The organism is Egibacteraceae bacterium, from assembly GCA_040905805.1.
Taxonomy (GTDB): domain Bacteria; phylum Actinomycetota; class Nitriliruptoria; order Euzebyales; family Egibacteraceae; genus DATLGH01.
In genome coordinates this window covers 15550-34793 of the sequence record JBBDQS010000048.1, presented here as the reverse complement: position 1 = coordinate 34793, position 19244 = coordinate 15550, and the positions used below count along the sequence as shown (strand labels likewise).

At 71.6% G+C, this 19244-nt stretch carries 15 protein-coding genes; 11 read left to right on the top strand and 4 right to left on the bottom strand.

Annotated features, from left to right (window positions below):
- Positions 1-7: 7 nt before the first annotated feature.
- Positions 8-892, bottom strand: a complete 885-nt coding sequence (gene rsmI / locus WD250_05725) for a 16S rRNA (cytidine(1402)-2'-O)-methyltransferase (protein MEX2619700.1) — start codon at positions 890-892, stop codon at positions 8-10.
- Between the two features lie 122 nt (positions 893-1014).
- Between rsmI and WD250_05720 the strand changes: the two genes are divergently transcribed.
- Positions 1015-2367 (top strand): phospholipid carrier-dependent glycosyltransferase, encoded by a 1353-nt coding sequence (locus tag WD250_05720; protein ID MEX2619699.1) that lies wholly within the window; start codon positions 1015-1017, stop codon positions 2365-2367.
- 113 nt (positions 2368-2480) lie between these two features.
- Here the strand turns inward: WD250_05720 and WD250_05715 are convergent, their stop codons facing one another.
- Complete coding sequence (locus WD250_05715) at positions 2481-3131, bottom strand: response regulator transcription factor (GenBank protein ID MEX2619698.1); 651 nt, start codon at positions 3129-3131, stop codon at positions 2481-2483.
- 214 nt (positions 3132-3345) lie between these two features.
- Here WD250_05715 and WD250_05710 point away from each other — a divergent pair, with 214 nt between their 5' ends.
- The 8 genes from WD250_05710 (at position 3346) to WD250_05675 (ending at position 16383) form a co-directional block, all read left to right on the top strand.
- Positions 3346-4698, top strand: a complete 1353-nt coding sequence (locus WD250_05710; GenBank protein MEX2619697.1) for a multicopper oxidase domain-containing protein — start codon at positions 3346-3348, stop codon at positions 4696-4698.
- Position 4699: 1 nt separating this feature from the next.
- The gene (locus WD250_05705; GenBank protein ID MEX2619696.1) at positions 4700-5947 is read left to right on the top strand and encodes a hypothetical protein; all 1248 of its coding nucleotides are present in this window, start codon (positions 4700-4702) and stop codon (positions 5945-5947) included.
- Positions 5944-6948 (top strand): 2-hydroxyacid dehydrogenase, encoded by a 1005-nt coding sequence (locus WD250_05700; GenBank protein ID MEX2619695.1) that lies wholly within the window; start codon positions 5944-5946, stop codon positions 6946-6948. The genes WD250_05705 and WD250_05700 overlap by 4 nt, the downstream gene beginning before the upstream one ends.
- Positions 6949-6981: 33 nt before the next feature.
- On the top strand, positions 6982-8556 hold the full coding sequence (locus tag WD250_05695; GenBank protein MEX2619694.1) for an L-lactate permease: 1575 nt from the start codon (positions 6982-6984) through the stop codon (positions 8554-8556).
- 153 nt (positions 8557-8709) lie between these two features.
- Entirely contained in the window at positions 8710-12300 is a 3591-nt protein-coding gene (locus WD250_05690) for an MMPL family transporter (protein MEX2619693.1), read from the top strand.
- Positions 12301-12537: 237 nt separating this feature from the next.
- Positions 12538-14928, top strand: coding sequence for an ATP-binding cassette domain-containing protein (locus tag WD250_05685; protein MEX2619692.1), 2391 nt, complete (start codon positions 12538-12540; stop codon positions 14926-14928).
- A 46-nt stretch (positions 14929-14974) separates the two neighbouring features.
- Positions 14975-15865, top strand: coding sequence for a cyclic nucleotide-binding domain-containing protein (locus WD250_05680; protein MEX2619691.1), 891 nt, complete (start codon positions 14975-14977; stop codon positions 15863-15865).
- Positions 15865-16383, top strand: a complete 519-nt coding sequence (locus WD250_05675; GenBank protein ID MEX2619690.1) for a flavin reductase family protein — start codon at positions 15865-15867, stop codon at positions 16381-16383. The genes WD250_05680 and WD250_05675 overlap by 1 nt, the downstream gene beginning before the upstream one ends.
- Before the next feature lie 27 nt (positions 16384-16410).
- Here the strand turns inward: WD250_05675 and WD250_05670 are convergent, their stop codons facing one another.
- Positions 16411-16869 carry a cyclic nucleotide-binding domain-containing protein gene (locus tag WD250_05670; protein ID MEX2619689.1) on the bottom strand — a complete coding sequence of 153 codons (459 nt, stop codon included), beginning with the start codon at positions 16867-16869 and terminating at the stop codon, positions 16411-16413.
- Positions 16870-16953: 84 nt separating this feature from the next.
- On the opposite strand from WD250_05670, the gene WD250_05665 reads away from it, so the two are divergent.
- The gene (locus WD250_05665) at positions 16954-17799 is read left to right on the top strand and encodes a metallophosphoesterase (protein MEX2619688.1); all 846 of its coding nucleotides are present in this window, start codon (positions 16954-16956) and stop codon (positions 17797-17799) included.
- Positions 17800-17825: 26 nt separating this feature from the next.
- On the top strand, positions 17826-18677 hold the full coding sequence (locus tag WD250_05660) for a metallophosphoesterase (GenBank protein ID MEX2619687.1): 852 nt from the start codon (positions 17826-17828) through the stop codon (positions 18675-18677).
- A gap of 7 nt (positions 18678-18684) precedes the next feature.
- On the opposite strand, the gene WD250_05655 is transcribed toward WD250_05660, so the two are convergent.
- A complete protein-coding gene (locus WD250_05655) occupies positions 18685-19227 on the bottom strand; it encodes a hypothetical protein (protein MEX2619686.1) in 543 nt (180 codons plus the stop codon).
- Positions 19228-19244 lie beyond the last annotated feature (17 nt).

Below are 19244 nucleotides of genomic sequence, written 5' to 3'. Positions count from 1 at the left end.
GTGGATGCTACGGGTCCGGAGCATCGAGGACCGCCTGGTAGACCACCCGGCGTGGGACGCCCCCGGCCCCGGCGACCCGGTTGATGGCCGCCTTCTTGTCCTCGCCGGTCGCGATCAGGGTCCGCACGCGCTCCGCCAGCGTGGCGGCGTCGACCTCCGTCGCCGCCGGCGGGGGGGCGCCGCCCACGACCAGGGTGAGCTCGCCCCGCACGCCGGCGGCGCCCCCCCCCCCCGCGCCCCCCCCGGCCCGGTCGGCCAGCTCGCCCAGCGTGCCGCGCCACACCTCCTCGTAGCGCTTGGTGAGCTCGCGGGCCAGGGCCGCCGGACGCGCACCGAAGGCCTCGGCCATCGCGGCGAGGTCCGCGGCCGCGCGGTGCGGGGTGACGTAGAACACGAGCGTGCGGGGATCCTCGGACAGCGCCGCCAACGCGGAGGCGCGTGCGCCCGCCTTGCGCGGCAGGAACCCCTCGAAGCAGAAGCGGTCGGTGGGCAGCCCCGACACGACCAGGGCCTGCAGCACCGCCGCGGGGCCGGGCACCGACTCCACCACCAGCCCCCGCTCCACCGCCCCCTGCACCAGCCGGTAGCCCGGGTCGGCGATCCCGGGGGTCCCGGCGTCGGTGACGAGCGCGACCGTCCGCCCGGCGGCGACCCGGTCGAGCAGCTCGGGGGTGCGGGCGACCTCGTTGTGCTCGTGGTAGCTGACCATGGGCGTGCCCACACCGGCATGGTCGAGGATGACCCGGCTGCGGCGGGTGTCCTCGGCGGCGACGACGTCGGCGGTCCGCAGGGCCTCCACGGCCCGCGGCGACAGGTCGCCGAGGTTGCCGATGGGCGTGCCGACCAGCACGAGGCGCCCGCCCGCCGGTCGTGTCCCGTGCCCCTCACCCATCGGCCTGCCACCTCCCTACACTGCGCACCATGTCGACTGCTCCCGGCCCACCAGCGCACGCGGTGGACGGTGGGTCACCCACGACGCCGGGCCGACGGCGTCGCCGGGCCGTGGCGCTGCTGGTGCCGATCCTGCTCCTCGCGGTCGCGGGCACCCCGCGGTTGTACCGCCTCGGGGAGCCGCCCGACATCTACTTCGACGAGACCTACTACGTGACCGATGCCCGGTCCCTGCTCGACGTCGGCACCGAGGAGGAGTTCGCGGTCCACCCGCCCCTCGGCAAGTGGATCATCGCAGCCGGCATCGCCACCGTCGGGGACGACCCCGCCGGGTGGCGGGTGACGGCGGCGCTGGCGGGCACCCTGACCGTGCTCGTGACCTACCTCGCCGGCCTGCGCCTGTTCCGCCGCCGCGGCGTGGCGGCGCTGGCCGCGCTGCTGGTCGCGGTCGACGGCCTGGCGTTCACCATGAGCCGGATCACGATGCTCGACGCGTTCCTCGCCCTGTTCGTCGTCGTCGGGTTCTGGCTGCTGCTGGTCGACCGCGATCGGCAGTGGGCCAGCGTGGCCGAGCCGGCGACCGACCCGCGGCTGCCGCGTGTGCGCCACCCGTACCGCTGGCTGGCCGGCGTCGCGTTCGGGTTGGCGTTGGCGACCAAGCTGTCGGCGGTCCTCGCGATCGGCGCCGGGGGCCTGTTCGTGATCGGCAGCGAGCTGGCGTGGCGCCGGCGGGTGACCGGGTCCCCGTGGGCGCGGGTCTGGGCCCCTGCGCTGGGCACGGTGGGGGCCCTGCTCGCGGTGCCGGTGGTCCTCTACGTCGTCAGCTACGCCGGCTGGTTCGCGAACTACCCCGACACCCGCGTCGGGCGCGAGGCCTGCCCGGTGGCGCAAGCCTGCGAGGCGAGCACCGGGGACATCCTGGGCGCCTGGGTCGACGAGCAGCGCCAGATCCTTGGGTTCCACCAGGACCTGGAGGCGCCCCACCCCTACCGGTCGCCGGCGAGCCAGTGGCTGCTGCTGCGCCGGCCCGTCGCCTACCACTACGAGTCGTGCGGGGCGGGCGACCAGGACTGCGCCATCCCCGCAGGGACCGTCGCGCACGTCGTGGGCCTCGGCAACCCCGTGGTCTGGTGGCTCGCGCTGCTGGCCTACCCCGCGCTGCTGTGGTCCGGGGTCCGCCACCGTGACTGGCGGGCGTGGGCGCTGCTGGCGTTCCTCGCCGGGCAGTACGTGCCGTGGCTGGTCGCCCAGCGCCCCCTGTTCCTGTTCTACCTGACACCCTTCGTGCCGTTCATGGCGCTCGGCCTGGCCTGGTCCGCCGCACGCCTGGGCGAACGGCGGTGGCTCGGGTGGGCCCCGTGGGCACTGGCCGCCGCCGCGGTGGCGGCCTTCGCGTTCTTCTACCCGGTCTACGCGGCCTACCCGCTCGACCCGGATGCGTGGGACCTGCGCATGCTGCTGGACACCTGGGTCTGAGACGTGAACCTGGTTACCGGCCGGTAGATTGGGTCTCAGCGACATATCTGTCCCTCCCACCCCATCTACCGCCGGGTAACCTGCGTGCAAGCGCTGGGTTGGCGGCGCACCGGTCACTCCCGGTCGGCGTCGCGCTCCCGGTGCTCGGCGAAGTACACGGCGGCTTCCGCCCGGCGGGACACCTGGAGCTTGGTGAGGACCGTGGACACGTAGTTCTTGACGGTCTTCTCGGCAAGGTGGATGCGCTCGCCGATCTGCCGGTTGGTCAGGCCCTCCGCGATCATCTCGACGATCCGCAGCTCGGTGGGGGTCAGACGCGCCAGCCGCGGGTCCTCGTCGCCGCGGGGGTTGCGCACGCGTTCTAGGACCCGGGTCGTGACCGCAGGATCGAGCAGCGACTCGCCGGCGCCGACGCGACGGATCCCATCGACGAGGTCGCTGCCACGGATCTGCTTCAGGATGTAGCCGGCGGCACCGGCCATGATCGAGTCGAACAGGGCCTGGTCGTCGGAGAAGCTGGTGAGCATGAGCACCGCGATCTCGGGATGCTCGGCGCGGATGTCCCGGCACGCCAACACGCCGGAGCGGTCGGGCAGGCGCACGTCCATCACCACCACGTCGGGGGCGTAGCTGCGGGCCCGCAGGACGGCCTCGTCGGCGCTCGCGGCCTCGGCGACGACCGTCAGGTCCTCGTGGGACTCGATCAAAGCCCGGATGCCCGTGCGGACCACCTCGTGGTCGTCGACCAGCATCACCCGGATCACCGCAAGCCCTTTCCGTTGCGTGGTCGTGTCGTCGGGCCGACGCGTCGCAGGGCGGCCCGCACGGGAGAGCCTAGCGCCCACCGGGCCGGTCGAGGTGCTGCCGAAGGACCCTGGCCGGGGTGGCCGAAGGTCCCTTCCGCACCGGGTCCGGCGGCCTTCTCGCGCCCGAGCGCGGCGCGGGATTCTGGGACGCATGGCGGGCAGGCCACGGGCCATGCCCGACGACGAAGGGGTGGACATGAGCGGTGTCAGCGGATTCGCCAGGGTGTGGGCAGCGATCGCCGGGGTGCTGACGCTGGTGCTCACCGTCACGGTCTGGCTGCTGTTCACCGGCGGCTATGCGGACTCCGCGAGTCCGCCGGCGGAAGGGGACGCGCCGGCGGCCCTGGCGGTCACCCTCACGGAGTTCGCCATCGAGCCTGAGACGCTGACCGCCCCCGCGGGCGTCCCGCTGGTCGTGGAGGTCACCAACGAGGGAGGGGTGCCCCACGACTTCGCGATCGACGGGGTGGGGGAGACGCCCCTGCTGCAGTCCGGGGAGACCGCGACGCTGGAGACCGGGCCGCTTGCGGCCGGGGACTACGCGGTCCTGTGCACCGTCGCCGGCCACGAGGGCGCGGGGATGCACGCCACGCTCACCGTGGCCGACGACGGGGACCCAGGCAGCCCCGAGGCGCACGAGGCGCACGGCGCGACCGCCGAGGAGATGACCGCCGAGGAGATGGCCGCCAAGCACGACGACCTGTCGGCCTTTCCGGCCGACACCGAGGGCCGCGGCAACCAGCCGCTGGAGCCCGAGGTGGACGACGACGGCACGCTGGTGTTCGACCTGACCGCCGAGGAGATCGAGTGGGAGACCGAGCCCGGCGTCACGAAGGCCGGCATGGCGTTCAACGGCCAGGTCCCCGGACCGCGCCTCGACATCGACCTCGGCGACGACGTGCGCATCGTGCTGCACAACGAGATGACGGTGCCGACCTCCCTGCACCTGCACGGGCTGGTCCTGCCCAACGAGATGGACGGGGTGCCCGGCCTCACCCAGGACTCGGTCCTGCCCGGCGACTCGTTCACCTACGAGTTCACCGCCCGCAACGCCGGCTCGCACATGTACCACTCGCACTTCGACTCGGCCCGCCAGGTGCCATCCGGGTTGCTCGGCGCCTTGATCGTCCACGACCCCGACGACCCCGAGGTCGATGTCGACTACGTGATGATCCTGAACGACGGGCCCCTCGGGTACACCCTGAACGGCAAGGGCTTCCCGGCCACGGAGCCGGTGGTGGTCGAGCGGGGCCAACGGGTGCGGGTGCGCTACATGAACGAGGGACTCGAGATCCACCCGATGCACCTGCACGGCATGCCCCAGCGCGTCGTCGCCAAGGACGGCTATCCGCTCGACGCGCCGTACACCGCCGACAACATCCTCGTGTCACCCGGGGACCGGGTGGACGTCATCGTGGACGCGACCGAGCCCGGCAGCTGGGCCTGGCACTGCCACATCCTGACCCACGCCGAAGGCCCCGACGGGATGTTCGGGATGGTCACCGCATTGATCGTCGAGGAGTGACGTGCGACGCACGCTGCTGCCCGCCGTCGTCGCGAGCGCGGTCTACGCGCTCGCGGCGATCGTGTGGGTCGGCGTCGGTGACGCGCTGCCCGGCGGGCGGTGGGCTGCCGTGCACCTGTTCACCCTGGGGGTGGTCTCCAACCTGGTCGTCGCCCTCACCCACCACTTCGCCCAGACGGTCCTGCACACACCCGCACGATCCGCCCGCCACGGTCGCTTCCTGCTGCTCAACGCCGGTGTGGTGCTCCTCGTTGCTGGGCTTCCCACCGGTCTGACCGGGGTGTTCCTCGCCGGCGCGGTGGCGCTCACCGCCGCGGTGTGCTGGCTGTACGTCGATCTGCGCCGGGCCCGGCGGCAGGCGCTCGCCGCGCGGTTCGCCTTCGTCGTCCGCGGCTACGAACGGGCCTGCGGGGCGTTCCTCCACGGCGCGCTGCTCGGCGGGCTCCTGGGCGCGGGCGTGCTCTCCGGTGCCTGGTACGGCGCGGGGCGCATCGCGCACCTGCACGTCAACGTCCTCGGCTGGGGCGGGTTGACGCTGCTCGCGACGGTGGTGTTCTTTGGGCCCACCGTGATGCGCACGAGGATCGAGGAGGGCGCGGACGATGCCGCCGTGCCCGCCCTGCGCCATGCGGCGACGGGGCTCACCGTCGCCACGGTGGCGCTGCTGCTGACCGGCGTCGGCGGAGCCGGCGCCCTGGCGGCGCAGCTGCTCGCCGCCGGCGGCCTGGCGGTGTATGCGGCCGGCGCGACCGTGGTGTGCCTGGGTGTGCTGCGCGCCGGGAAGCGGTCGCATCCGTCCGCGCACGCCCGGCTGCTGCAGGCCGCCTGCGGGTGGCTCGTGCTGGCCGTGTGGGCCGACGTGCTCGTGGTCGCCACCGGACAACTGTCCATGCTCGACGCGCTCGGGGTCCTCCTGCTGCTCGGCGTGCTGGGCCAGGCGATCCTCGGTGCGCTCGGCTACCTCGCCCCGATGGTGCGCGGGACGGACCCGGCGTCGCGCACCGCGATCCGCCGGCGTCTGGAGACGTTCGGGCGGCTGCGCCCGCTGGCCCTGAACCTCGGAGTGGCGCTGATCGTGGTTGCTGCGATGCTCGGGGCGTCGGGTGGCATGCTCGGCGCCGTGGCCGCTCGCAGCGGCTGGCTGCTCGTGGTGGCCGTGGTCGGCTCCCAGGCGGTGCTCACGGCCCGGTCACAGCCGGCTCGCCGCGCAACGGTGGCGACGCCCACCACGAGAGAGGACCAAGCGTGAAGGTCGGGGTGTTCAGCACCAAAGCGTACGACCGGCAGTACCTTGACCGGGCCAACGGGGACCACGGGCACGACCTGGTGTTCCTGGAGCCCCGCCTGACCGTGGAGACCGCACCCCTGGCGTCCGGCTTCGACGCCGTGTGCGCCTTCGTCAACGACGATCTCGGGGCGGAGGTCCTGGCCGCCCTCGCCGAGCAGTCCGTCCGGCTCGTCGCGCTGCGCTCCGCCGGGTTCAACCACGTGGACCTCGCCCGCGCCGCCGAGCTGGGCACCACGGTGGCACGGGTCCCGGCGTACTCGCCCCACGCGGTCGCGGAGCACACCGTCGCGCTGATCCTCACGCTCAACCGCAAGATCCATCGGGCGCACGCCCGGGTGCGGGAGGGCAACTTCTCCCTCGTCGGCCTGCTCGGCTTCGACCTGTGCGGCAAGACGGTGGGCATCGTCGGGACCGGGGCCATCGGCCGGGTCTTCGCCCGCATCATGGCCGGGTTCGGCTGCCGGCTGCTCGCCTTCGACCCCTCCCCCAGCGACGAGTGCCTGGCGGTCGGCGTCCAGTATGTGCCCCAGCCGCAGCTGCTGGCCGAGGCCGACATCGTCTCGCTGCACTGTCCGCTGACCCCCGAGACCCATCACCTCATCGACGCCGACGCCCTGGGGCTGATGCGCGACGGCGCCATGCTGATCAACACCAGCCGGGGCGCACTGGTCGACACCGGCGCGGTCGTCGACGGCCTGAAGTCCGGCAAGCTCGGCGCCCTCGGCCTGGACGTGTACGAGGAGGAGGAGGCGCTGTTCTTCCAGGACCTGTCCGACCGGGTGATCACCGACGACGTGTTCGCCCGGCTGCAGACCTTCCCCAACGTGGTCATCACCGGCCACCAGGCGTTCTTCACGGCCGAGGCGCTCGCGCACATCGCCGAGACCACCCTGGGCAACATCAGCGCGTTCGAACGTGGCGACGGCGGGCTGCACGTGGTGACGGCCGAGCGGCTCAACTAGCTCCCGGAACCCGGCTGGCGCAGGAGGGTATCCATGGCCGTCGACGCGCTGCTGGCCGGCACGCCGGTCGTGCTGATCCTGGTGCTCATGGTCGCGCTGCGCTGGTCGGCTGCACGCGCCGGGCTGGCCGGGGTCGCGGCGACCGCGGTGGTCGCCCTCGCGGCGTTCGGATTCGGACGGGGTGTTGACGGCCAGCTGGCTGCCGGCACCGCATTCGGCGGCGTCGTCGCCGAGTCGGCCTTCACCGCCGCAACGATCCTCTGGATCATCGTGCCGGCGCTGGCCATCCACCACCTGCAGAACGCGACCGGCGCCACCGAGGTGCTGCGCCTCGCGCTCGGTCGCCTCACCGCCGACCCGCGGTTGCTGGCCGTGCTCATCGCCTGGTTCTTCGCCCTGTTCGTCGAGGGCGCCGCCGGGTTCGGGGCGTCCGTCGCGCTGGCCGCGCCGTTCCTGGTCAGCTCCGGGTTCCCCCGGGTCGACGCGGTGGCGATCCCCATGGTCGGCCACGCCATCGGGGTGTCGTTCGGCGCGGTGGGCACACCGATCATCCCGCAGGTCGCCGCCACGGGGCTGTCCGGCCTCGAGCTGTCGCGTGCCACGGGCATCTACCACGTCCTGCTCGGCGGGCTGTTGCTGACGGTCGTCCTGCTCCTGGTTCGACGGGCCCTGCCCGCGGCGGGCCAGGAGCACGGGCGCCTCTGGCCGTGGGGGGTCCTCGCCGGGGCGTCGTTCCTCCTGCCCTACCACCTGCTCTCCCGCCACGTCGGTCCGGAGCTGCCGACGCTCGGCGGCGCCCTGGCGGGCGGTGCGGTGTTCGCCGGCGCGCTGCTCGTCGCACGCCGGACCGCCGCGCGGACCACCGCCGGATCCGCCACCCCGACCGGCGCGGCCCTGGAGACGGAGGGCGGCCCGCCAACCGGCGGGGCGCGCGCCGCCGCCCGCGCCGCCGCGCCCTACCTGGTGCTGGTCGCGGCCGTGCTCACGACCCGGCTCGTGCCCGTCGTCCGCGACACGCTGACCGCCGTCACCCTCGACTGGGAGCTCGGCGGGCGCTTCACCGGCAGCATCGCGCCCTTGTACCACCCCGGGACGATGCTCGTCGTGGGTTTCGCCATCGGGGCCTTGCTGCAGGGCACGTCGGCTGGGGCGGTGTGGAGGGCGGTGCGGACCACGGTCGGCCGGCTGGGGCCCGTCGCGGTCGCCCTGGTGGCGATGCTCGCGATCTCCCGGCTCATGGTCCATGCGGGCATGACGGACAGCCTCGCGGTGGCGGCCACCGCCGCTGCGGGCGGGGGCTGGCCCCTGGTGGCGCCGCTGGTGGGGGCGCTCGGCACCTTCGTGACCGGCTCGGCGACGGCCTCGAACATCCTGTTCACCGACTTCCAGGTCGCCACCGCGGAGTCGCTGGCCCTGCCCGTGCCCGCCATGGCCGGGGCGCAGGGTGCGGGCGCCGCGATCGGCAACATCGTCTGCCCCCACAACATCGTGGCGGCCGGCGCAACGGTCGGCCTCAGCGGCCAGGAGGGCGACGTGCTGCGCCGAACCGCATGGATCGCGCTCGCCTACGCACTGGCGGCCGGGGTGCTCGCCTGGTGGTTCGCCTAGACGCGGGGGCCCACGGCCCACAGCGGCCGTCCGGGCCTGCCTCGCTGCTAGGATGACCCGGCGCGTGTGGGACGCGTTGAACGGCGTGGTCGAGCAAGGCGAGGGGCGAGCTCCCTCACCTGGCGCCCGAGTCCGCGGACCGGAGGGTGCGGCATGGTCGGACGGGAGGAGCAGCGCCCGGAGAAGGCCACGAGTGCCATCCCGCTGACGCCGGAGGCCACGGACCTGCCGCGACGGGTGCAGATGCTCAGTCGGGTGGCGGTCTTCCAGCTGCTGTCGCCGCTGTCGCAGACCGACGTCGCCGAGCTCCTGCGACCCATCGAGGTGACCGCCGGTCGGGTCGTGGTGCGGGAGGGCGACACCGGTGACGCCCTCTACCTGATCGAGCAGGGCACCGTGCTGGTCGAGCCCGAAGCCGGCGAGCAGCGGGAGCCCATCGCCCGGCTGGGCCCCGGGGAGTTCTTCGGGGAGATGGCCCTCGTGAACGACCAGCCGCGCAGCGCCACCGTGCGGGCGGAGACCGCCGCGCGCCTGTGGGCCATCGGTGCCACGGACGTCCAGCGTCTCCTCGAACGCGAGCCGGGGTTGGCGCGCGGCCTGCGTCAGACGGCGGCACTACGCGCCAGCTCCAGCGAGCAGGGGAAGCCCGCGGAGGGCCCCCGCAACCTGGCCTCCGATGTGGCCGAACGCGACGAGCTGCGCATCGGCCGCCATCCCGACAACGACCTCGTGCTCGACGCGCCGGCCGTCTCCGCCCAGCATGCGGTCGTCCGTCAGTTCGGGGACGGCTACCAGCTGTCGGACCTCGGCAGCGCCCACGGGACGTTCGTGAACGGCGCACCCGTGCGCGTGGCCGAGCTCAAGGACGGTGACCAGATCCGGCTGGCGGACCAGCGCCTCGTCTTCGACGTCCGCGGGCTCAAGCGAGGCGATCAGCGCCGTGAGACCCCTTCGCCGGAGCCGGCTGGCCCCGAGCCGGTCGTCCCGAAGCGGGACCCCGACGAGCCGTCGCGGCTCGTGCGCTGGATGGCCCGCCGCTCGGGGATCGTCATCGCGCTGGCGTTGGCGGCCACCGCCCTGCTCGCCGTCCCGTTCCTCGCGCTGCCCCCGGACGGCTTCGCGTCGCAGGAGCCCGCCGGGGAGGTGTTCACGGCCCGCGATTTCGTCAACGAGCGGTTCGCGTCGCCCACGTTCCTCATCCCATTCGTGGTGGAGGCCCGTGACGGCGACCTGCTGCGCGCCGAACCCCTTGCGGAACTGCTCGCCAACGGCCAGGCCCTGCGCGACGATCCCGACATCGGCCCCAAGCTGTGGTCCTTCTTCGATCCGCAGGCCGACATGGAGGTGGACGGCCTCCACACGATCGCCGACATGGTGGACGCCGAGCTCCGGCAGACCGGCATCGGCGGCTTGGCCGCAGCCAACGACGCGGACGTCCGGTCGGCGGCAAGCCGGCTGATCGAGGACGCGGGGATCGCCGAGCTGGGGCTGTCGGCACAGTCGACGCGCGACCCGGACACCGGCGACTGGCTGGTGCCGGCCACCAGCTTCGTCGTGCTCGCCGACGACGACGCCGTCGGGGGGCCGCCGGCCGGGGCCACGATCGGCGTGGACGACACGACCAAGGAGGAGTTCGCCCGCGACGTCGTCGAGGTGCTCGAAGGCGGCGAGGCCCACAGCCGCACGTGGGGCATCGCGATCGACGTGAACCTCACCAGCGCGGAGCAGGGGCAGGCAGCCGGGCCCTTCATCGGCTTCGCGATCCTCGGCGTCCTGTTCATCGTGGGGTTGACCTACCGGTCCTACTGGCCGGTCGCCATCGTCGGCGGCGGGCTCGCGACGCTGATCGTCTGGCTGAACGGCCTGTCCAATCTGCTCGGCATGGAGGCCGACCAGATCCTCAGCACCATCGTGCCGATCGCGATGATCTCGTTCGGGGTGGACTTCGCCTTCCATGCGTTCGGCCGCTACAAGGAGGTGCGGGCAGCCGGCACGACCCCGAGGGTGGGGCTGCTCCTGGGCATGAGCGGGGTGATGGGTGCACTGGTCCTCGCGCTCAGCTCCGACGCGGCGGCCTTCCTCGCCAACGTGTCGTCGGGGATCCAGTCGATCGTGCAGTTCGGCATCGCCGCATCGCTCGGGCTGCTCTCCGCGTTCCTGGTCCTCGGCATCGTGGCCCCGGTCGTGCTCATGCGCGTCGAGGAGCGTGTCGGGCCGGCACCGCGGTCTCCGCGCCGGCGGCTGCTGGCCGTCGTCGGGTCGGTGCTGGCATCCGGGGCCGCGATGGGGTCGGTCGTGCTGAGCGCCTTCGTCCTGCCCGCCGCGGGTGTCGCCCTGCTGGGCCTGTACATCGTGGCCTTCCTGGTCGCCCCCTGCGTCATCGCGGGTCGCGCGGCCGCATCGCCGCAGCCGGTGACCGCCGACGGTGCGGTCACCGAGCCGGCGACGTCCGAGCCGCGCGCCAGCGACCCCGGGCGTTTGGCCACCACGCTCGGTGGCGTCGTCGCCGGCCTGGCACGCTACCGGGTGGCGCTGCTGCCGGTCGTGTTGGGCATCACGGTGGGATGTGCCTTCTTCGCGGTGCAGGTCCCGGCCGAGTTCGACGTCAACGACTTCTTCACGCCGGACAGCGACTTCGTCGTGGGGCTGGACAAGATCGACGAGCACTTCGCCGGGTCCGTCGGGGAGCCGGGGATCGTGTATCTCGAGGGCGACCTCACCGATCCTCGCGCGCTCACGGCCGTGCAGGAGTTCGTCGATGCGATCCACGCCGCCGACAGCCCGGCCCTGGCCCGCGACGACGACGGCAGGGTGCAGCTCGAGGACGGCGTCCTCGGCGTCGTCCGGGATGTCGCCGAGGCCCCTGCCGCCGCCGCGGCCGTCGCCGCATCGGCTGGTGTGGAGCTGACCGACGACGACGGGGATGGCCTTCCCGACACCGCCGAGCAGCTGGCGGCCGTCTACACGACCGTGCTCGAGGCCGGTGTGGCCGCCGACGAGGCGCGGCTGGCACGGACCCCCGACGCCGTCGGGGAGGTGCTGTACCAGTCGCCGGATGGGGAGACGCAGGCAAGCAGGGTCGACTTCCCGATCACGGGTACCCGCGGGCAGGAGGGCGTCGAGGCGGCCCGGACCCAGCTCGAGCCGCTCGTGGCCGACCTGGAGGATCGCCTGCAGGCCATCGACCCCGCCGCGACAGCGGTGCTGACCGGTGCGCCGTTCGCGCGGCAGGCCAGCCTCGACGCCATCGCCCGGGCGTTGCAGATCTCCCTGCCGATCGCGATCGTGCTCTGTTTGCTCGTCGCCGCGATCTTCATGCGCAGCCTGCGCTACGCGGTCGTGAGCATCGTGCCGATCCTGCTCGTCGTCGCGTGGCTATACGCGTTCATGTACGCGTTCGGGTTCACGATCAACCTCGTCACCGCGACCATCGGGGCCATCTCCATCGGCATCGGCATCGACTTCGCCATCCACATCACCATGCGCTACCGGGAGGAGATCGCCCAGTTCTCCACCCGCGAGGCGGCGCTGCGGGCGACCGGGGCCAGCACCGGCCTGGCGCTCGGGGCGTCGGCGCTCTCGAGCATGCTCGGCTTCGGCATCCTCGCCCTCGCGCCCATGCCCCTTTTTGCCTCGTATGGCCTGCTCACGGCGGTGATGATCTTCTTGGCGCTGGCAGCCTCGCTGCTGGTCCTGCCATCCCTGCTGGCGCTGGTGAGCCGTGATCCCGTTGCCCCGGGCTGACGCACGGATAGGAACGGATCAGACCTGTGCCTGACGGCTCCGAGGCGCTACGATCCGACCTGCACGCGGGGCAAGCCTGTCGGGGAACTCAGGGCGGTTCCTGTCCGCAAACGGAGGTCCGCCATCAGGGTCGTTTGATGGAGGTTGAGCATGGTCGGGCAGGAACACAAACCACCATTCCACGCCACGACTTCCATCCCGACCAGGGCGGCGGCAAGCGACAGCCGTCGCATCGACATGCTGAGCAGGATCGGCATCTTCCAGCTGCTGTCCCCCCTGTCGCTGCCCGACGTCGCGAAGCTGCTGCGGCCCGTTGACGTCGCGGCAGGAGACGTCGTGGTCCGCGAGGGTGACGCCGGCGACGCGGCCTACCTGATCGAGCTCGGGACGCTCCTGGTCCAGGCCGGCTCCGGCGATCCACCGAAGACGATCGCTCGCTTGGGGCCCCGGGAGTTCTTCGGCGAGATGTCCCTGACCAGCGGCCAGCCCCGCAGCGCCACGGTGCGTGCGGAGACTGCTGCTCGGCTGTGGATGATCGGCGCGAACGACTTCCGGCAGCTGCTGGAGCAGCAACCTGCGCTCGCGGAAGCCGTCCAGCAGGCGGCCGAGCTTCGGAGCCGCACCTCGCAGGAGTACGCGATCGAGCACCTGAACCTCGCGGCCATGCTCGCGGATCGCCAGGAGCTGCGGATCGGGCGCCATCCTGACAACGACGTCGTGCTGGACTCCACCGTCGTGTCGGCCCGTCACGCGGTGGTGCGCCGCTTCGGCGACAGCTACGAGCTGGCCGACCTCGGCAGCGCGAACGGCACCTTCCTGAACGGCGCGGAGGTCCGACGTGCCGAGCTCAAGGACGGGGACCAGATCTGGTTGGCGGACCAGCGTCTGCTGTTCGACCGGCGCGAGCTGCAACGGGTCACGGAACCACGCGGGATCCGCATCGACGCGTCCGGGCTGCGCAAGGTGGTCACGAAGGGCAAGAACCTCCTCCAGAATGTCTCGCTGACGGTGCTGCCCGGCGAGCTCGTGGCGATCGTCGGTGGCAGCGGGGCGGGAAAGAGCACCCTCATGGACGCCCTCTCGGGCGTGCGCCCCGCCACCGGCGGGCAGGTGCTGTACAACGGCGGCGACTACTACGCGCAGCGGGCCCTGTACCGCACGACGCTCGGGTACGTGCCGCAGGACGACATCATCCACACCGAGCTACCCCTGCGGGTCACGCTGGACTTCGCCGCGCGTCTGCGCCTGCCGGGCGACACCACGCCCGAGGAGCGGGGCAAAGCCGTCGACCGGGCTCTGGAAGAGCTCTCGCTGACCGAGCAGGCCGGTCTTCGCGTCGACAAGCTGAGCGGCGGGCAGCGCAAGCGGGCCAGCATCGGGGTGGAGCTGTTGACCCGACCCCGGGTCTTCTACCTCGACGAGCCCACTTCAGGTCTGGACCCCGCCACCGACGCCTCGATGATGACGCTGATGCGCGACCTGGCACGAGCGGGCAGCACCGTGCTCCTCACCACGCACGCGACGAGCAACGTCGGCCTGTGCGACAAGATCGTGTTCCTCGCAGGCGGCGGCCACCTGGCATTCGCCGGTCCCCCCAAGCGGGCGTTGGAGTACTTCGGCGTGGAGGTCTTCGACGAGATCTACGTGAAGCTGGAGAACGAGGGCACGCCGGAGGAGTGGGCGGCGCGCTTCCGGGAATCCCCCGAGTACCGTGCGATGAAGGCCGACCAACAGCGACCGGCCGATTCGACGCCCGCGCAGGCCGCGGCGGGGGCCTCGATCGCGCGGCCCGCTCGCGGCTTGGGCTTGTGGGTCCGCCAGTTCGCCGTGCTGAGCCGTCGCACCGCCGAGCTGTACGTGCGCAACCCACCCCGGATGATCCCGCTCTTCGCCCAGCCGGTGATCTTCGCCGCCCTGCTGATCGCGCTGTTCCGCACGGACCTCTTCGAACCGGGGCCCAACAACCCCACGTCGGCGTTCCAGCTGCTCTTCTTCCTGTCGATGACCGCCTTCCTCTTCGGCCTGCTGTACGGCGTGCAGGAGATCGTGAAGGAGTTCGCCATCTTCCGACGAGAGCGGCTGGTGAATCTCGCCGTCTTCCCCTACCTCTTGTCGAAGACCACGTTCCTCGCGCCCGTGCTCGCCCTGGCGGTCACGGTCATGGTGGCGATGATGTGGGTGACCGACCGCCTGCCCGACGAGGGCTTGAACGTGTACGCCCCCCTGATGATCACGCTCTTCGTCATCGCCCTGGTCGGACTGGCCTTCTCGCTGTTTACGTCGGCCATCGCGCCCACGTCGCAGGTGGCGACCGACCTGCTGTCGGCGTGGATCCTGCCGCAGGTGCTGCTGTCGGGAGCGATCGTCGCGGTGTCCGAGATGAACACCGTCGGTCGCGAGCTCTCCAATATCATCGCACTGCGGTGGGGGTTCGAGGCTCTCGGCAGGGCAGCCAACCTCCTCGACCTCTTCGAGGAGTCCCAGAACCCCGTGGGAGCGGCGTTGGCGCTGCAGTACAGCGACAGCTTCTCCCGCGCCATCTGGCAGAACTGGCTCATCATGGGTGCCTTCATCGTGGCCTTCACCGCCATCACCTGGCTGGTGCTGCGGCGCCGTACGGCCATCTGAGGTGCTGCGATAGGGTACGAGCACGACGCTCCTGGAGGGGGACGCCATGACCGATCCGGAGGATGCCGCACCCGAGGTCTCGCCCAAGGCGCTGGCATACCTGGAGTCCCAGCAGACCTTGACCCTGGCCACGGCATCGTCGGGCGGTCTGCCGCACGCCGCGACGCTGCTGTACGCGAGCGACGGGTTGACGCTGTACGTGTGGACCCGGCCGGACTCCGTCACCGCCCAGCACATCGACCAGAACCCGGCCGTGTCCTTCACGGTCGACCAGTACACCGCTGACTGGACGCAGACCAAGGGCATCCAGGGCGAGGGCGAGGCCCGCCAGATCCTCGACGCCGCGCAGATCGAGCACGCCGTGCAGCGGTTCGGCGTGAAGTTCCCCGAGGTGGCGGGGACCGAGAACAGCCACATCGCGTTCTTCCGCATCGCGCCCACCCGGGTGCAGTTCATCGACAACACGAGCGCGGCGCCGGAGAACGCGAGGGGTCTCGGGTCGGTGTTCCAGCGCACCGAGGTCTTCAACGTCCTCCGGGACCTGCCGCCGGCCGAGATCGCCGGCCTCCAGGCCCGGCTGCAGACCGTGCAGGTGGAGTCCGGGGAGGTCATCGTCCGGCAGGGGGGGCCGGCCGACAAGTTCTTCATCATCGTCGAAGGCGAGGTCGAGGTCGTCCGCGAGAACGGCGGTTCGCAACAGACGGTGGCCACCCTCGGGCCGGGGCAGTTCTTCGGCGAGGTGGCGATCCTGCGCGACATCCCCCGCACCGCCACGGTTCGGGCAGTGGCCCCAACGACGCTCTTGGCGATGCCGCGGGAGGCATTCCGGTCGCTGGTCGCCCAGTCGCTGTCCACCACGCAAAACCTCGACGACGTCATCCAGCGCCGCCTCGGGGAGCTCGGCGGGGGGCCGTCGCACGCTGGGGCAGATGCCTGATGCAGAGGCTGCAGCAGCTGGCCGTGGAGCCCTTCGGCGTCAAGGAGTTCCGGGCGGTCATGGGGGCCTTCGCAACCGGCGTGACGGTCATCACCACGCAGGGTCAGGACGAGCCGTACGGGATGACCGCCAATGCCTTCTCGTCGCTGTCCCTCGACCCGCCCCTCATCCTCGTGTGCGTCATCAGCGGCACGCAGGGCAGCGAGGCTCTCGAGCGCAATGGGGTGTTCGCGGTCAACATCCTGACCGCCGAGCAGGAGGTCCTGTCCAACTACTTCGCGTCTCGTGATCGCCCCAGGGGCACCGCCGCCTTCCGCGGGATCCCCCACCGCGAGGTGGTCACAGGCTCGCCGGTCATCGATGGGGTGGCCGCGTTCATGGACTGCAGGGTGGCGGACCAGCATCCGGGCGGAGACCATGAGATCTTCGTCGGTGAGGTGCTCGCCATCGGCGCCGATGCGGATGCGCCCCGGCCCTTGATCTTCCACCGGGGCCGGTACGGGTACCTGCGGGACTAGGGCGTGGGCAGGACTCCCCACCGGCGGTCATCCGGCTGCAGGACCCTGTCCCGCGCTGCCCGGACCGTCCGTGGCCGCAAGGCGGGCTCGGAGCTTGTCCTCGACCTGGCCCGCCAGGACCGGGTTGCCCTCGAGCAGCCGCTGGAACGAGCTCGCCGGCAGCACGAGGATCTCAGCGTCCTGCACAGCCGCGACGCTGTGCGACCGCGTGGTCTCCAGGAGGAGGGACTGCTCACCGAAGTAGTCTCCCGGGCCGATCTGGGCAACCTCCGGCCCACCGGGCTCGTCGGCGACGATCACCCGCCCGGACAGGACGACGTACAGGCCATCGGATGTGGCGCCCTTGCGGAAGACCACCGCACCAGCCGGGAAGAAGAGGTTCACCGATGCCCCGACGACCTCGAGGAGAGCGGCATCCGACAGCCCCGCGAACTCCCGGACCTGACGGAGCGCCTTGACCAGACTGTGCGTGATACGACGCACCACGGCCTCCACCTCCCTCTCGGTGCGAGAATACGGGATCATCCGGGGTGCATGCCCCACACCGACGGAGCGCGCGGGCAGGGCCACATGGCAGTGACCGACCATCCACTGCGCATAGCTCAGCTTGGCGATATCCACTGCGGCACCCCGACGTTCGAAGCCTCCCTGTTGGAGCAGGCCGTGGAGCGGATCAACGCCCTGCGCCCAGACGCCGTCGCCGTGGTGGGTGACCTCACGGCCGCCGGCTACGGCGAGGAGTTCGCGGAGGCCGCCGGATGGATCGGTCGCTTGGAGGCGCCGGTCGTCGTCGTGCCCGGCAACCACGACGCGCGCAACCTCGGCAACGTGCACTTCGAACGGCACTTCGGCGCGCGGTTCAGCGCCCTGCGGCTGCCGCTGTCGCCGGAGCGAGCGGAGCGCATCCGGGCCGGCGGCCTCACGGTCGTCGCCGTGGACTCGTCCCAGGCCGACGTCAACCAGGGAGAGGTCGGCGCCCCGCATTACGACTGGATACGCGACCAGTTCCATCACGCCGACGACCTCAAGGTGTTCGTCCTGCACCACCATCTGGTGTCGATCCCCGGCACCGGGCGTGAGCGCAACACGATCGCCGATGCCGGCGAGCTGCTGGAGCTGCTCACGGACCTCGGCGTCGACCTCGTCCTGTCCGGCCACAAGCACGTCCCGTTCTTCTGGGCGCTCAACGGGCTCCTGGTGTGCAACTCCGGGACGGCGGCGACCCGCCGGCTGCGCGGGCTGACCCCACCGTCGTGGAACGAGATCCAGGTGGACGCGTCGACGATCAAGGTGTTCATGCACTACGAGACCGGGCATCGCAGCCTGTCGGTGATCCGCAGCCGCACCACCCGGGAGCTGATCCGCGAGGCGTTCTACCTCACGGAGGCGTTCCGCGTGTCCAATCCGGTCGCCTGACGCCGGGTGCGGGAGAGGAGCCCACAATGATCGAGCCGGTGCGGATCGCCCACCTGGGCAGCATCCACTGCGGCGAGCCGACGTTCCGCCCCCGGCTGCTGGCCGACGTCGTCGCCCAGGTCAACAGCAGTGAACCCGACGTCGTGCTCGTCGCCGGCGACCTCACGGCCAGCGGCTACGCATGGGAGTACGAGGAGGCGGTCTCCTGGCTGGCACAGCTGACGGCCCCCACGGTGGTGGTCCCGGGCAACCACGATTCACGCAACGTCGGCTACGTCCACTTCCTCCGCCACTTCGGTGGCCGCTTCCTGCGCCGGCGGCTGGAGCTCGAACCGCTGCGGAGCGAGCGCCTCCGCCTGTCCGGCATCACCGTGGTGGGGCTCGACTCCTCGCAACCTGACCTCGAGGAGGGCCATATCGGCCGTGAGTGGTACGTGTGGATCCGCGAGCAGTTCGACCGGCCCGACGATCTCAAGATCCTGCTCCTGCACCATCACGTCCTGCCCATCCCCGGCTCGGGTCGTGAGATGAGCGTCGTCAACGACGCCGGGGACGTGCTCACCCTGATCAGCGACCTCGAGGTGGACATCGTCCTCACCGGCCACCGCCACGTCCCCTTCTTCTGGTCGCTCGGGGGGACGCTGGTGGCCAACTGCTCGACTGCGGCGACGGCGCGGCTCCGCGGTCTCGTGCCCCCGTCCTGGAACGAGCTGCGGGTCGACGCGTCGACCGTGAAGGCGATCATGCGCTATCCCGACGGGCGGGCGGAGCTGACGGCCCTGCACAGCCGCAGCACGAGGGAGCAGATCCGGGAGGCACTGTTCGTCACCGACGAGTTCTTCGCACTCAACCACCTCGACGCCGCCGTCGAGGGCTGAGCGATGATCACCCCTCGTCCTCGACGGGTTTGGCGTAGCGGTCGAGCCAGATCGCCTCGATGCCGGGGAGGCGCTCCAGTGCCTCGGCCAGCGAGATGCCGCCGTCGTCGAACAGTCCGTCGGCCTCCCACGCGCCGGGATCGAGGCCCACGGCCAGCGGCTGAATGCGCGTGTCCGGGTCGATGTGCTGGTCGGGCAACAGCTCCAGCGCCTTGTGGAAGAGCGCCACCACCAGGCACAGCACCACGTCGAAGCCCTCGGCGAGGCGACCCGCCAGCGCATCGTCGTCGTCCAGCGGCGTGGCCATGTCGACCTGCCGGTCGTGCAACGGCAGGAAGTCGGCCACGGGGACGAGCGCGTCCCGCCAGCGACGCGGCTCCAGCTCGTGCCACTCCCGGAAGAACCGTTGGACGCGTGCCATCAGCGCGGCGACGTCGACCTCGGGGATGTTGGCGGGGAGCCACTCGAGGTCGTCCCACTTGTCGTGAAGGAAGTACTGGCACATCACCGACCAGTACAGCAGCGTGTCGAAGGTCAGCTTGGCGACCATGACCTGGGTGTTGCCGT

Coding starts and splice junctions, on each gene's coding strand:
- WD250_05660 (MEX2619687.1), top strand. CDS start 17,826: ATGATCGAGCCGGTGCGGATCGCCCACCTGGGCAGCATCCACTGCGGC.
- WD250_05680 (MEX2619691.1), top strand. CDS start 14,975: ATGACCGATCCGGAGGATGCCGCACCCGAGGTCTCGCCCAAGGCGCTG.
- WD250_05710 (MEX2619697.1), top strand. CDS start 3,346: ATGCCCGACGACGAAGGGGTGGACATGAGCGGTGTCAGCGGATTCGCC.
- WD250_05690 (MEX2619693.1), top strand. CDS start 8,710: ATGGTCGGACGGGAGGAGCAGCGCCCGGAGAAGGCCACGAGTGCCATC.
- WD250_05685 (MEX2619692.1), top strand. CDS start 12,538: ATGCTGAGCAGGATCGGCATCTTCCAGCTGCTGTCCCCCCTGTCGCTG.
- rsmI (MEX2619700.1), bottom strand. CDS start 892: ATGGGTGAGGGGCACGGGACACGACCGGCGGGCGGGCGCCTCGTGCTG.
- WD250_05665 (MEX2619688.1), top strand. CDS start 16,954: ATGGCAGTGACCGACCATCCACTGCGCATAGCTCAGCTTGGCGATATC.
- WD250_05655 (MEX2619686.1), bottom strand. CDS start 19,227: ATGGTCGCCAAGCTGACCTTCGACACGCTGCTGTACTGGTCGGTGATG.
- WD250_05695 (MEX2619694.1), top strand. CDS start 6,982: ATGGCCGTCGACGCGCTGCTGGCCGGCACGCCGGTCGTGCTGATCCTG.
- WD250_05675 (MEX2619690.1), top strand. CDS start 15,865: ATGCAGAGGCTGCAGCAGCTGGCCGTGGAGCCCTTCGGCGTCAAGGAG.